Annotated in this window: 15 protein-coding genes; 9 read left to right on the forward strand and 6 right to left on the reverse strand. The window is 66.0% G+C overall.

The window, feature by feature from the left end:
• Positions 1 to 4 precede the first annotated feature (4 nt).
• Positions 5 to 709, reverse strand: a complete 705-nt coding sequence (locus SPHN_RS06360; protein WP_248522031.1) for a ParA family protein — start codon at positions 707 to 709, stop codon at positions 5 to 7.
• Positions 710 to 884: 175 nt separating this feature from the next.
• Between SPHN_RS06360 and SPHN_RS06365 the strand changes: the two genes are divergently transcribed.
• The 3 genes from SPHN_RS06365 (at position 885) to SPHN_RS06375 (ending at position 2778) form a co-directional block, all read left to right on the forward strand.
• Positions 885 to 1940 (forward strand): SPOR domain-containing protein, encoded by a 1056-nt coding sequence (locus tag SPHN_RS06365; protein WP_248522032.1) that lies wholly within the window; start codon positions 885 to 887, stop codon positions 1938 to 1940.
• 45 nt (positions 1941 to 1985) lie between these two features.
• The gene (locus tag SPHN_RS06370) at positions 1986 to 2195 is read left to right on the forward strand and encodes a hypothetical protein (RefSeq protein ID WP_248522034.1); all 210 of its coding nucleotides are present in this window, start codon (positions 1986 to 1988) and stop codon (positions 2193 to 2195) included.
• Positions 2196 to 2295: 100 nt separating this feature from the next.
• Positions 2296 to 2778 carry a hypothetical protein gene (locus SPHN_RS06375; protein ID WP_248522035.1) on the forward strand — a complete coding sequence of 161 codons (483 nt, stop codon included), beginning with the start codon at positions 2296 to 2298 and terminating at the stop codon, positions 2776 to 2778.
• A gap of 150 nt (positions 2779 to 2928) precedes the next feature.
• On the opposite strand, the gene serB is transcribed toward SPHN_RS06375, so the two are convergent.
• Entirely contained in the window at positions 2929 to 3810 is an 882-nt protein-coding gene (gene serB / locus SPHN_RS06380; protein ID WP_248522037.1) for a phosphoserine phosphatase SerB, read from the reverse strand.
• Between serB and miaA the strand changes: the two genes are divergently transcribed.
• The 6 genes from miaA (at position 3803) to leuA (ending at position 11247) form a co-directional block, all read left to right on the forward strand.
• Positions 3803 to 4732 (forward strand): tRNA (adenosine(37)-N6)-dimethylallyltransferase MiaA, encoded by a 930-nt coding sequence (gene miaA, locus SPHN_RS06385; protein ID WP_248522039.1) that lies wholly within the window; start codon positions 3803 to 3805, stop codon positions 4730 to 4732. The genes serB and miaA overlap by 8 nt on opposite strands.
• An 82-nt stretch (positions 4733 to 4814) precedes the next feature.
• Complete coding sequence (locus SPHN_RS06390) at positions 4815 to 6563, forward strand: acetolactate synthase 3 large subunit (protein WP_248522041.1); 1749 nt, start codon at positions 4815 to 4817, stop codon at positions 6561 to 6563.
• Positions 6563 to 7078 (forward strand): acetolactate synthase small subunit, encoded by a 516-nt coding sequence (ilvN, locus tag SPHN_RS06395; RefSeq protein WP_056048113.1) that lies wholly within the window; start codon positions 6563 to 6565, stop codon positions 7076 to 7078. Before SPHN_RS06390 ends, ilvN begins: the two co-directional genes overlap by 1 nt.
• A gap of 212 nt (positions 7079 to 7290) precedes the next feature.
• Entirely contained in the window at positions 7291 to 8310 is a 1020-nt protein-coding gene (gene ilvC, locus SPHN_RS06400) for a ketol-acid reductoisomerase (RefSeq protein WP_248522043.1), read from the forward strand.
• A 478-nt stretch (positions 8311 to 8788) separates the two neighbouring features.
• On the forward strand, positions 8789 to 9394 hold the full coding sequence (locus tag SPHN_RS06405) for a YceI family protein (RefSeq protein WP_248522045.1): 606 nt from the start codon (positions 8789 to 8791) through the stop codon (positions 9392 to 9394).
• A gap of 194 nt (positions 9395 to 9588) precedes the next feature.
• The gene (gene leuA, locus SPHN_RS06410) at positions 9589 to 11247 is read left to right on the forward strand and encodes a 2-isopropylmalate synthase (RefSeq protein ID WP_248522047.1); all 1659 of its coding nucleotides are present in this window, start codon (positions 9589 to 9591) and stop codon (positions 11245 to 11247) included.
• A gap of 44 nt (positions 11248 to 11291) precedes the next feature.
• On the opposite strand, the gene SPHN_RS06415 is transcribed toward leuA, so the two are convergent.
• The 4 genes from SPHN_RS06415 to folE all read right to left on the reverse strand — a co-directional run bounded on the left by SPHN_RS06415 (position 11292) and on the right by folE (position 13943).
• Positions 11292 to 11969, reverse strand: coding sequence for a type 1 glutamine amidotransferase domain-containing protein (locus SPHN_RS06415; protein ID WP_248522049.1), 678 nt, complete (start codon positions 11967 to 11969; stop codon positions 11292 to 11294).
• Positions 11970 to 12197: 228 nt separating this feature from the next.
• A complete protein-coding gene (locus SPHN_RS06420; protein ID WP_248522050.1) occupies positions 12198 to 12554 on the reverse strand; it encodes a dihydroneopterin aldolase in 357 nt (118 codons plus the stop codon).
• A complete protein-coding gene (locus SPHN_RS06425) occupies positions 12547 to 13305 on the reverse strand; it encodes an SDR family NAD(P)-dependent oxidoreductase (protein ID WP_248522052.1) in 759 nt (252 codons plus the stop codon). The genes SPHN_RS06420 and SPHN_RS06425 overlap by 8 nt, the downstream gene beginning before the upstream one ends.
• Positions 13305 to 13943, reverse strand: a complete 639-nt coding sequence (gene folE / locus SPHN_RS06430) for a GTP cyclohydrolase I FolE (RefSeq protein WP_248522054.1) — start codon at positions 13941 to 13943, stop codon at positions 13305 to 13307. Before folE ends, SPHN_RS06425 begins: the two co-directional genes overlap by 1 nt.
• Positions 13944 to 14056 lie beyond the last annotated feature (113 nt).

The raw sequence follows: 14056 nt of genomic DNA on the forward strand, positions 1-14056 counted from the left end.
GGCGTCAGCCGATGACCCGGCGGCCGAAGCCGCCAGCGGCGGGACGCTGCCCGACCGCGGTCGGCACGCTGAACACGGTACGGCGGAAATTCTTCTCGAGCCGGTCGCAGACATAGGTCCACAGCGCTTCGATCTCGGCGGCCGATTTGCTTCTGGGGTCGAGTTCCATGACCGTTCGGCCGTCGATCATCGAGACGGCGAAGTCGGTACGCTGGTGGACGATGACCGGGGCGACCGTGCCGTGCTGCGACAGCGCCAGCGTCGCGTCGGCGGTGATCCGCGCTTTCGGCGTTGCCGCGTTGACGACGAAGATCAGCGGCTTGCCGGCGCGCGCGCACATGTCGACGGTGGCGCCTACCGCACGCAGATCGTGCGGGCTGGGCCTCGTCGGGACGACGATCAGCTCGGCGACCTGGATCACGCTCTGGATCGCCATGGTTATCGCGGGCGGGGTATCGATCATCGCCAGCTTGAAGCCCTGCTGGCGGAGGATCTCGAGATCGGCGGCGAGGCGCGACACCGTGGTTTGCGCGAAGGCCGGCTCCTCGGCGGCGCGTTCGTTCCACCAGTCGGACAGCGAGCCCTGCGGGTCGATGTCGATCAACACTACCGGACCATGGCCGGCACGCTCCGCCTGGACGGCGAGATGACCCGTCAAGGTCGTCTTCCCCGATCCTCCCTTCTGCGATGCGAACGCTAAGACGCGCATAATCGGCTGATCCCCAGTAATCGCAGCCGGCATGGCATGCGCGGGTCAAGAAGCGGTTAACGGCGCTTCATAATGAGTTTGAATCGAGCGAAATCGGTTGGAAAGCACTCGCGTGCCCTTTGCCTTGCGCCACGAACGGCGGCATGGTGGCGACGAGACGATATGGGGTAGAGCGATGACGGTTGGGCGTAAGCTTCTGGTGGGTGCGATCGCGCTGAGCGGCCTGCTCGCCGCCATCCCCGCTTATGCCGATGTGAAGGCCGGCGTCGACGCCTGGGCCAAGGGCGATTACGCGCGCGCCGTCGGCGAGTGGCGACCACTCGCGATCGCCGGCGATGCCGATGCGCAGTTCAACCTCGCCCAGGCGTACAAGCTGGGCCGCGGCGTGCCGCTCGATCCCGGCCTTGCCGAAAGCTGGTTCCGCAAGGCGGCGCTCCAGGGGCACCTTCAGGCCGGCGACAATTACGGACTCGCGCTGTTCCAGGCCGGGAAGAAGACCGACGCGCTGCCCTGGCTCGAAAAATCGGTCGCGCGCGGCGAACCGCGGACCCAGCTGGTGCTGGGGACGATGCTGTTCAACGGCGACGGCATCGCGCGTGATTTCCCCCGCGCCTATGCACTGATGACGCGCGCGTCTGCGTCCGGGCTCCAATCTGCCTCGCAGACGCTGGCGCAGATGGACCAGTATATCTCGCCCGCCGACCGCGAGAAGGGCACCGCGCTGGCGCAGCAATATGCATTGCAGGCGACGCCCGCAGTGCCGTCGCGCTCGACCGTCGGACAGGCCGGTGAGCGCGTGGCCGGGCGGCCGGCCCCCCAGACCGGCGGGCGGGTCGACGTGCCGGCGTCGCGTGTGGCCGAGATGCCGCGGCCCACGCGCCTGCCGCCGAGTTCGCTCCCGGCGCGCGTCGACGCGCCGACCCGTGAACCGGCGCCGAGGCCGACGATGCCTAAACCAGCGCCGGCAAAGGCTGTTGCAGCAAAGGCTGCTCCCAAGCCCGTGCCCGTGAAGGCGACCGGGAACTGGCGTGTGCAACTGGGTGCATTCCGCGATCAGGGCAATGCCGAGACGCAGTGGAGCAAGGTTCGCGGCAGGCTGCGCGGTGCGCAGCCCTTTTATACCAAGGCGGGCAGCGTGACGCGGCTCCAGGCCGGCGGCTTCGCGTCGAAGGCCGAGGCGACGCGCGCCTGCTCGGCGGCCGGCGTGCCCTGCGTGATCGTCGCCCCCTGACCAGACAGACTCAAACGCGACGATACGCATGAAGAGGATGTGCGAATGTTTTTCCTGACCCTGATGCTGGTGTCCGCATCGCCGAACTGCACCGAGATCAAGCAGCAATGTCGGGCGTGCCCGACCGGTGGCAGCGCCAAGGGATGCTCGACGGTCGGCATCGCCTGCCAGCCGACGCGCCGAATCTGCGAACCCGCCCCGCCTGCGAAAACGGCAACGCGCCCGGACCGCGGCAGCGACAAGAAGACCCGCTGAAACGGCGCGTCCGGCCTTGTCGCGCCAGCACGATGGCGCGGCAGGGATCGAAACACCCGGACCGGTCGTTTCGTTTCGACATCGACCGGGAGCTAGATGAATGATTTCGAAGACCTTGGCGCTGGCACTTGCCGGCGCAACGCTGTTGGCCGCGTGTTCCGGCAATCAGCCTGCGACGACCAATACCGATATGATGACCGAAAACGGCGTATCGTTGCGCAATCTTGCCGAAACCGACGTGGCCGTGCCCAAACCCGCGCAACTGACCGTCAAGGGGCGGCTGATCCCGACCCCGTCCGACCCGACCTCGCGCCATTTCCTGTTGCGCGAACGGAAAGCCGTCGGCGGCACTATCATCGCGATCCTGCGCCAGGAGCATGCGGGCAAGGTCGCCTATGCGCGGACCGAGACCGATTGCGCCAACCGCCTGTTCCATGTGCTGGGCGTCGGCCCCAACCGCGCGCTGGTAGAGACCAACATCGCGCATGACGGCCCGCTGCGGCCGATCAAGGGTTTGCCGCTGCGCGAGGAACTGGCGACATATGTCTGCGAAGCGAGCGGCACGCCGATGGCGAAGGGCTAACACACCCCTTTTTAATCCTCCCCCGCCAGGGGGAGGTGGCTGGCACTTGCCAGACGGAGGGGGAGGCAAGGGAAACCAGCGATCTGTATCCTCCCCCTCCGTCGCCTACGGCGCCACCTCCCCCTGGCGGGGGAGGATCGTAAGGGGCAGCTAGTCGCGAATCCAATGACGCCGCGCGATACCCTGCGCATAGAGCAGCGCCGTCAGATCCCCATGATCGATCCGCGCTTCCGCGGCGGCCGCGACGATCGGTTTGGCGTGATACGCGACACCCAGCCCCGCCGCTTCGATCATCGCCAGATCGTTCGCACCGTCGCCGACCGCGAGTGAGTCCTCGACCGTAATTCGCCGCTCGGCAATGGCTGCGCGCAACGTCGTCAGCTTGGTGTGCGAGCCCACGATCGGCTTGGTTACCGTCCCCGTCAGCACGCCGCGCTCGATCTCCAGCACATTGGCGATCGCGCGGTCGAAGCCGATCGCTTTCGCCACCGGCTCGGCAAACCGCGTGAACCCGCCCGACACCAGCACCGCCAGCGCCCCCCGCGCGCGCATCGTCCGGACCAGCGCCTTGGCACCCGGCATGATCGTCACCCGCTCGGCGAGGCAGCGTTCAATGTCGCTTTCTGCCAGCCCCTTGAGTAGCGCCACGCGGGCGTCGAGCGCCGCTTCGAAATCCAGTTCGCCGCGCATCGCACGTTCGGTGATCTCTGCGATCTGCGGCTTGATCCCGGCGTAGTCGGCGAGTTCGTCGATGCATTCGACGGTGATCATCGTCGAGTCCATGTCGGCGACGATCAACGTCTTTGTGCGCGACAGGCTCGACTGCACGACCACGTCAGCCCCAGAAAAAGCGCTCTCAAGTGCGCCGCGAGCTGCATCCGGCGCCATCCCGAAGATCAGGTCCGCCGCGTCACCTTCATCGATCCAGCCGCTCGCGCCCGGTGCGCAGCCGGCGTCGCGCAGGCGGTCCATCGCGGTCGAAATATCGCCTGCGGTCAGCGTGCCCGAGGCTATAAGCGTTGCCGTGAACATAGAAACTCTCCCGAAGGTCGCGCTCATCGCAGGGCCGACCGCGAGCGGCAAGTCCGCGCTCGCGCTCGCCATCGCCGCCACGCACGACGGCGTCGTCATCAACGCCGATTCCGCGCAGGTCTATGCCGACCTCCGCATCCTCACCGCGCGGCCTTCGCCCGAAGAGGAGGCCAGCGCCCCGCACCGGCTGTTCGGTCATGTCGACGCCGCCGACGCGACCTATTCCGCCGCACGTTGGGCCGCCGAGGCGACGCAGGCGATCCGCGACACGCTGGCCGAGGGCAAGCTGCCGATCCTGGTCGGCGGCACCGGACTCTACATCCGCACCTTGCTCGACGGTATCGCGCCTGTCCCCGCAATCGACCCGGCCCTTCGCGAGCAAGTCCGTGCCCTCCCTGTCGCCGAAGCGCACGCAGCGCTCGCGCAACTCGACCCGCAAGCCGCGGCCAAGCTCAACGCCGCCGACACCACCCGCGTCGCCCGCGCGCTCGAAGTCGTCCGCGGCACCGGCCGCACGCTCGCCGACTGGCAGACCGAGAAGGTCGGCGGGATCGGCGATACGATCGACGTCCGCGCACTGATCCTGATTCCCGACCGCGACTGGCTCAACGCGCGGATCGACCAGCGTTTCGCCGAGATGGCCGACACCAGCTGCGACGAGATCACCGCGCTCCTCGCCCGAACCGACATCCCTTGGGACGCCCCGATCCGCCGCGCGATCGGCGTTCCCGAGATCGCCGCGCTCGTCCGCGGCGAGACATCAAAACCCGGCGCCATCGCCGCCGGATCGCTCGCCACGCGGCGCTATGCCAAGCGCCAATATACCTGGCTTCGACACCAGCCGCCGCCCAATTGGACCCGCACCGAAGCCCTCGATCTCACAACGCGCCTGCAGCAATTTGAAACTATATTGCTGAAATGATGTTTGACACGCATCTTTTATATCGGTAGCCGGCCCCTCCACTAGACGCTAAAGGCAGCGTTCTCGCAAAGGATGATGTGAAATGACCGAGAAGAGTGGAGCCGATATCCTGATCGAGGCGCTGTGCGATCTCGGCGTGGAGGTCGTCTTCGGCTATCCGGGTGGTGCCGTGCTGCCGATCTACGACGCGTTGTTTCGCTCGGGTCGGATCAAGCACATTCTGGTGCGCCACGAGCAGGCCGCGACGCATGCCGCGGAAGGGTATGCGCGCTCGACCGGCAAGCCCGGCGTGGTGCTCGTCACCTCGGGCCCCGGCGCGACCAATGCCGTGACCGGGATCACCGACGCGCTGATGGATTCGATCCCGATGGTCGTGATCACCGGCCAGGTGCCGACCGCGCTGATCGGCACCGACGCGTTCCAGGAGGCCGATACGGTCGGCATCACGCGCCATTGCTCGAAGCACAACTACCTCGTGAAGGACCCCGCCAAGCTCGGCGACGTGATCCACGAGGCGTTCCACATCGCCACTTCGGGTCGTCCGGGGCCGGTGGTCGTCGACATTCCCAAGGATGTGCAGGTCGCGACCGCCCGGTACAAGAAGCCGGGGCCGATCCAGCACAAGACCTATCGCCCGCAGGTGAAGGCCGACCAGTCGCAGATCGAGCAGCTGGTGGACATGCTCGCCGCGGCCGAACGTCCGATCCTGTACACCGGCGGTGGCATCATCAACTCGGGTCCGGCCGCGAGCCAGTTGCTGTGCGAACTCGTCCGCATCACCGGCGCGCCGGTGACGTCGACGTTGATGGGCCTTGGCGCCTATCCCGCATCTGGGCCGCAGTGGCTCGGCATGCTCGGGATGCACGGCACCTACGAGGCGAACATGGCGATGAACCAGGCCGACCTCGTCGTCGCGCTCGGCTCGCGCTTCGACGACCGCGTGACCGGGCGGCTGGACGCGTTCAGCCCGAATTCGCGTAAAGTGCATATCGATATCGATCGCTCGTCGGTGAACAAGACGGTGCGCGTCGATCTCGGGATCATCGCGGATGTCGGCCATGCGCTCGAGGACATGGTCCGGATCTGGAAGAGCCGCCAGCATCCCAAGCCCGACACGACCGATTGGCAGCGTCGGATCGCCGGCTGGCGCGCAGTGAAGTGTCTCGATTTTCCCGAGAACGACCCGAACGAGATCATGCCGCAGCGTGCGATCCGGGCGCTGTTCGACGCGACGCAGGCACGGTCGCCGATCATCACGACCGAGGTCGGCCAGCACCAGATGTGGGCGGCGCAGCATTTCGGGTTCGAGAAGCCGAACAAGTGGCTGACCAGCGGTGGTCTCGGCACGATGGGCTACGGTCTGCCCGCCGCGATCGGCGCGCAGCTCGGCAACCCGAATGCGCTGGTGATCGACATCGCCGGCGAGGCGTCGATCCAGATGAACATCCAAGAGCTGGCGACCGCAACGCAATACCGGTTGCCGGTGAAGATCTTCATCCTCAACAACCAGTATATGGGCATGGTCCGCCAGTGGCAGGAGCTCACCTATGAGAGCCGCTACGCCGAGAGCTATTCGGATTCGCTGCCCGATTTCGTCAAGCTCGGCGAGGCCTATGGCTGGAAGGGTATCCTGATCGAGACGCGCGACCAGCTCGACAGCGGGATCGCCGAGATGCTTGCGTATGACGGTCCGGTGATCGTCGATTGCCGCGTGTCGCAGCTGACGAATTGCTTCCCGATGATCCCGTCGGGCGCCGCGCATACCGACATGATCCTGCAGGCGAACGAAGTGTCCGGCACGATGGACGACGAAGCGAAGGCGCTGGTCTGATGCATATTTCCCAGGAAAAGGCCGAGCGGCACACGCTCGCCGTCATCGTCGACAACGAACCGGGCATCCTCGCCCGGATCGCCGGCCTGTTCACCGCGCGCGGCTATAATATCGAGAGCCTGACGGTGAGCGAGATCACCGCCGACAAGTCGGTCAGCCGGATCACGATCGTCACCAGCGCGTCGCCGGCGACGATGGAGCAGATCATCGCCCAGCTCGACCGGCTCGTGCCGGTGCACAAGGTCACCGACCTGACGGCCCAGGGCGCGCACGTCGAACGCGAGCTCGCGCTGGTGAAGGTCCGCGGCACCGGCGACCACCGGATCGAGGCTTTGCGCCTCGCCGACGTCTACCGCGCCCGCGTGGTCGATGCGACGACGTCGAGCTTCGTGTTCGAGGTCACCGGCGGCATCGACAAGATCGACAAGTTCGTCGAACTCATGGGCGAAGTCGGTCTGATCGAAGTCGCCCGAACCGGCATAGTCGCGATCGCCCGAGGCAAAGAGCCGGCCTGAGTTTCGCTACCCGAATTCATCAACACTCATTTCGATCTCACCCCGCCCCCCTACCGTCACCCCAGCGAAAGCTGGGGTCTCCCCCGGCTCCTGTCCCGCAAGAGCCGCATGAGATACCAGCTTTCGCTGGCATGACGGGATTTGCCGCTGGCGTGGCGGATCTGCGGGCATCGACGCTTCAAGACCCAATTCTTCCTGAAAGGACCATTCCAATGCGTGTCTATTACGATCGCGACGCCGACCTGAACCTCATCACCGACAAGAAGATCGCGATCGTCGGCTACGGCTCGCAGGGCCACGCGCACGCGCAGAACCTCCGCGATTCGGGCGTCAAGGACGTCGCGATCGCGCTCCGCGAAGGCTCGGCCACCGCCAAGAAGGCGATCGAGGCGGGCTTTGCGGTCAAGTCGAACAAGGACGCCGCCGCCTGGGCCGACATCGTCATGATCCTCGCGCCCGACGAGCATCAGGCGGCGATCTACGCGAGCGACCTGCACGACAACCTCAAGCAGGGCGCGACGATTGCTTTTGCACACGGCCTCAACGTGCATTTCGGCCTGATCGAGCCGCGCGCCGATCTCGACGTCATCATGATCGCGCCCAAGGGCCCCGGCCACACCGTGCGCAGCGAATATGTCCGCGGCGGCGGCGTCCCCTGCCTGATCGCGATCGACCAGGACAAGTCGGGCAACGCGCACGACATCGCGCTCGCCTATGCCAGCGGCGTCGGCGGCGGTCGCTCGGGCATCATCGAGACCAACTTCCGCGAGGAATGCGAGACCGACCTGTTCGGCGAGCAGGCAGTGCTGTGCGGCGGCATCACCCACCTGATCCAGGCCGGGTTCGAGACGCTGGTCGAGGCCGGCTACGCGCCTGAAATGGCGTATTTTGAGTGCCTCCACGAGACCAAGCTGATCGTCGATCTGCTCTATGAGGGCGGCATCGCCAACATGCGCTATTCGATCTCTAACACCGCCGAATATGGCGACATCACGACGGGTCCGCGGATCATCACGTCGGAGACCAAGGCCGAGATGAAGCGCGTGCTTGCGGATATCCAGTCGGGCCGCTTCGTCAAGAACTTCATCCTCGACAACCGCGCGGGTCAGCCCGAGTTGAAGGCCGCGCGCAAGCAGGCGCTGGCGCATCCGATCGAGAAGATCGGGTCGGAACTGCGCGGCATGATGCCTTGGATCGGGAAGAATGCGCTCGTTGATAAGGCGAAAAACTGACGCGAGCGCGCGATAGCGCGTGAGCGCAGCCGGCACGACGGAGCCTGCCCATAGGGCACGGCTTCGCCGGGTCCGACGGGCTGGCGTGGGGAACGCGTTTCGGTTGCCCCCACACCCCCACTCCACCCCGGCGGAGGCCGGGGCCCAATTGGGGGACGTCGCCAACTGAGGACGGCGCCCCGTTACTAAAGCCTTTCCAATTGGGCCCCGGCCTTCGCCGGGGTGGTATTGTGAGGCGGGGGCCGGTTTCCCCTTCCTTGTTCCCCCGCGAAGGCGGGGGGCCAGGGTCTCAGGCGGTGATCGGGGTTTAGCTGGGCCCCCGCGTCCGCGGGGGGAACGAGAGCTCGCCGTGCACTCTACCGCGAGCGCGAGTGCGCGCGACCCCACCGACCCAATTCCGAAACACAGCGTTGGCATAACGCCGTTTGACGCGCACCCTCCCCTCGGCCAGCATCGCGCGATCAACAGGAGACCCCGCATGCGCCTAGTCCTAGCCACCATCCTCGCCCTTACCGCAGCCCCCATCATGGCGCAGACCGCCGCGATCCCCGGCGCCCCCGTCAAGGCGCGTGTCACCGCCGGCACCTACGCGGTCGATCCCAACCACACCCAGGTTACGTGGCAGGTCAACCACATGGGCTTCTCGATGCTCGAAGGGCAGCTCGGCGCGTCGGGCGGCAGCATCACGATCGATCCCGCCAAGCCGAACGCGACCAAGGTCGAAGTGAATTTCGCGATCGACCAGCTCTCGGTCACCGCCGCGCCGTTCGCCGGCCATCTGAAATCGAAGGATTTCTTCGACGCCGCGACCTACTCGACCGCCAAGTTCGTCTCGACCAAGGTCGTCGCGACCGGCGACAAGGCGACGATCACCGGCGACCTCACGCTCAAGGGCGTCACCAAGCCCGTCGTGCTGCAGGCGACGTTCGTCGGCGCGGGCGCGAACCCGATGAACAAGAAGCTCAACTTCGGCTTCCGCGCGACGACCTCGATCAAGCGCAGCGACTTCAACATCGGCGCCTATGCTCCGGTCGTGTCGGACAAGGTCGACCTGACGATCAACGCGGCGTTCTCCGCGCAATAATATACCAAAATTCCTATCGCGCTGGACACGGGACGTGTCCGCGCGATAGGACGCCATCAATGACGTATGGCCGCCTCCTGCTGCTTCGACTTACGCGCCCTTAGGCGCGCCGATCGTTTGCGCGGTGGCCATGCCCCGCGCCTCGCGCCTAAGGGATGACCCGAACGCTCCCGACGATACGAGAGACACGAGCCATGCTGCGCGACCCATCGACCAAATACCGACCCTTCCCGCAAATCGACCTGCCCGACCGCCAATGGCCGTCGAAGACCATCGTCAAGCCGCCCCGCTGGCTGTCGACCGATCTGCGCGACGGCAACCAGGCGCTGATCGACCCGATGGATGCGGAGAAGAAGACGCGCTTCTTCGACCTGCTCTGCAAGGTCGGGCTGAAGGAGATCGAAGTCGGTTTCCCGAGCGCGGGCGCGACCGAGTTCGACTTCATCTCCGGCCTCGTGAAGACCGGCCGCATCCCCGACGACGTATCGATCCAGGTCCTCACCCAGTCCCGTCGCGACCTGATCGAGACGAGCTTCGCCAGCCTGGTCGGCGCGAAGACCGCGATCGTGCATCTCTACAATGCGGTTTCACCCGCCTGGCGCAAGATCGTGTTCGGGATGGACCGTGCGCAGGTGAAGCAGATCGCGATCGACGGCGCCAAGGTGCTGCGCGACGAAGCCGCCAAGCAGCCTGACGTCCGCTGGCAGTTCGAATACAGCCCCGAGACCTTCTCGACCGCCGAACTCGATTTCTCCTTGGAGGTCTGCGAGGCGGTGATGGACGTCCTCATGCCGACGCCCGAGAACCCGATCATCTTCAACCTGCCCGCCACCGTCGAGTGCGCGACGCCGAACATCTATGCCGACCAGATCGAATGGTTCGGGCGGCATATCCGCAACCGCGACGCGGTGGCGATCTCGCTGCACACGCATAACGACCGCGGCACCGGCGTCGCGGCGGCGGAGCTCGGCATGATGGCAGGTGCGGACCGGGTCGAGGGCTGCCTGCTCGGCAATGGCGAGCGCACCGGCAATTGCGATCTCGTGACCGTCGCGCTCAACATGTACACGCAGGGCGTCGATCCGAAGCTCGATTTGTCGGACATCGACGGCGTCGTGAACACGGTCAATTACTGCACCAACATCCCCGTCCACCCCCGCACGCCCTATGCCGGCGACCTCGTCTTCACCGCCTTCTCGGGGAGCCATCAGGACGCGATCAAGAAGGGGTTCGCGGCGCAGGAGGCGAAGAACGACACGCTGTGGGAAGTCCCCTACCTCCCGATCGACCCCGCCGATCTCGGCCGGAGCTACGAGGCAGTGATCCGCGTCAATTCGCAGTCGGGCAAGGGCGGCGTCGCCTGGGTGATCGAGCAGGACAAGGGGCTGAAGCTGCCCAAGCGGTTGCAGGCGGACTTCAGCCGTCACGTCCAGGCCTATGCCGACGAGACCAGCCGAGAGTTGAACGCCGCGGACATCTGGAGCCTGTTCGAGCGGACATACATGCCACAGGCGGACGACCGCGTGGAGTTGCGCGATTACGAGGAGAGCGGTGCGTCGGGGCAACGCGTGTTCATCGGCCGCGTTGCGATCGATGGCGAAGAGCGGTCGATCTCCGGGCGCGGCAACGGGCTGATCTCGGGCGTGATCTCGGCAATTGCGGAGTCGACCGGGCCCACGCTCGACGTGGTGGACTATAACGAACACGCGATCGGCCACGGTGCGGACGCGCAGGCGGCGGCCTATGTCGAATGCCGGACCGCCGAGGGCAAGACGGTGTTCGGCGTCGGCATGGACACCGACATCGCGACGGCTTCGGTCCGCGCGGTCCTGAGCGCCGCCAACCGCGCCTGACCTCGCCAAGGACGGCCACCGGCTGAACCGGTGGCCGCTCCCTCTTACGCCAGCTTCGCCAGCAACGCCTGCGCCGCCTTTGCCGACGACGCCGGGTTCTGGCCGGTGATCAGAAGACCGTCCTCGACGACGTGCACGCCCCAGTCGGCGGTCTTCGAATAGTTGCCGCCCTGCTGCCCGAGCATGTCCTCGACGAGGAACGGCACGATGTCGCTAAGCCCGACCGCGGCCTCCTCGCTGTTGGTGAAGCCGGTGACCGTCTTGCCCTTGACGAGCGGCGTGCCGTCGGCGGCCTTCACGTCGCGCAGCACGCCGGGCGCATGGCAGACCAGCGCGACCGGCTTGCCCGCACCGATCGTGTCCTGGATCAACGCGATCGAGGACGGATCGTTGGCGAGATCCCAGAGCGGCCCGTGCCCGCCCGGATAGAACACCGCGTCGTAATCGGCGATCCGCATATCGGACAGCTTGCGCGTATCGGCGAGTGCGGCGGTCGCCTCGGCATCCGCCTCGAACCGGCGCGTCGCGTCGGTCTGCGCGTCGGGCTTGGCACTGCTCGGATCGAGCGGCGGCTGGCCGCCCGCCGGCGATGCGAGCGTGATGTCCACGCCGGCATCCTTGAACACATAATAGGGCGCGGCGAGTTCCTCGAGCCAGAAGCCGGTCTTGCGGCCGGTATCGCCGAGATCGGCATGCGAGGTGAGGACGACGAGAATTTTCAACTTTGGTCTCCGGATCGGGGATTATGGGGAGAGAACGATCCGGCTCTAGTATCGGTACCTTACGCCTGTGAAACGAATTGCGCCCGATCGTGGGACTATCGCCCCGAGCGGGACCGGCACTCATACGGCGGCATGCCCCGCCATGTTCTACCGCGAAGGCGGGAGCTCAGCCTGGATCCCCGCCTTCGCGGGGAAACAAATCTTCCCAAACGCTGGATCGATCTCCCGCTAGATCGGGCGCTCCCGCACGATCCGGCAACCGATCGCGGCGTCCGGGTAGACGTCGGTCTTCATCGTCTCGATCTCGACCCGCCTCACCCGCTCATCGCTCAGGCACAGCGCAGCGATCGCCTCGCACAGCGTCTCCTGCAACTTGAACGGGCGCTCCGCCACCATCGCCAGGATTCCCGCACGGACGAAGTCGTAATCGAGCACCTCCTCGATCGCATCCTCACCGAGCGGCGCTGGGTACACGACCGTCATCTCGACCGAGACGACTACCCGCTGTGGCGCCACCTCGTGCGGATGGATCCCGAGCCGCATCATGACCTCGAGCCCGTCGAGGATCGTCGTGAATTCAGCCATTGCGTCCCTCAAACATCACGTCGCCATCGCGCGCCAAAAACCGCTGCCCGCAATCGACGAACACATTCTGCCCCGTCACGCCCTTCGCGGTCAGCAGCCACGCGACCGCGTCCGCAACCGCCTCCGCGCCGACCGGTCGCCGGAGCAAATTGTCGCTCGCCACCGCCGCGAACTCCGCTTCGGTCTGATCACCGCTCGGCAAGGTCAGCCCCGGCGACACCCCGTTTACCGCGATCCGCGGCCCGAGCGCCTGCGCTAACATCGTCGTTGCCCCCTCCAGCGCGATCTTGCCGCAGCTGTACGAGAAGAAGTCGGGGTTGAGGTTGGCCACCTTCTGGTCGAGCACGTTGATCACCGCACCGTCCGCGACATCGTCCTGCGACGCGAGCGCCGAGGCCAACAGCACCGGGGCGCCGCAATTGATCGCACCAAGCTCGGCGAACAGCACCGGATCGACGCTGGGCGGCCGGTCGAACTCGAAGCGCGACGCACAGTTCACCAGCCCGTCGATCGACCCGCCGATCGCAGTCCGCGCCGCCGCGAACAGGTCGCCGATCGCGCCGAGATCGCTCAGGTCGCCTGACACCGCCGCGGCATGCCCGCCGCCTGCAACGATCTCCGCCACCAACGCTCCCGCCTCGTCTAGAGAGTGGCCCTGGTGCACGACCACCGCATGGCCGTCTTCTGCCAGCCGCCGCACGATCGCCGCCCCCAGCCGCTTCGCGCCGCCCGTGACCAGCACCGTCCGCATCAGGCGCGCTGTCCCATCAAGGCCAGCACTTCCTTGCGGCTGCGTTCGTCATCGCGGAACACGCCCATCATCCGGCTCGTCACCATCGTCACGCCCGGCGTGCGCACGCCGCGCGCTGTCATGCAGGCATGGCTCGCCTCGATCACCACCGCGACGCCCTGCGGCTTGAGGTTTTCCCAGATGCAGTCGGCCACCTCGGCGGTCAGTCGCTCCTGCACCTGCAAGCGCCGCGCGAACCCGTGGAGCACGCGCGCGAGCTTGGAAATGCCGACGACGTGGTTGCGCGGCAGGTATGCGATGTGCGCCTTGCCGATGATCGGCGCCATGTGATGTTCGCAATGCGACTGGAACGGGATGTCCTTGAGCAACACGATCTCGTCATAGCCGCCAACTTCCTCGAACACGCGATCGAGATGTTTCGCCGGATCGTCGCCATAGCCCGCGCAATATTCCTTCCACGCACGTGCAACACGCCGCGGCGTATCGAGCAGCCCCTCGCGGGTCGGATCGTCGCCTGCCCAGCGGATCAGCGTACGGATCGCCGACACTACGTCTTCGGGCACATTCAGCTTGCCATCGGGACCTACCCCATCCTCTGCAACCGACTGCCCCGCGGGACCATCCAGTTCATCCCGCATCGCAACACCCTTTGTCAGCATACCCAAACATCAGAACATGGGTCCTCTTTTGCAACTGTTTCATTTCGGCCACCTGCCATAAATCCCCGTTTTCCGGGCACGAAAAAGCGTTG

It is taken from the genome of Sphingomonas faeni, assembly GCF_023195535.1.
In the GTDB taxonomy this organism is placed as follows: domain Bacteria; phylum Pseudomonadota; class Alphaproteobacteria; order Sphingomonadales; family Sphingomonadaceae; genus Sphingomonas; species Sphingomonas faeni_B.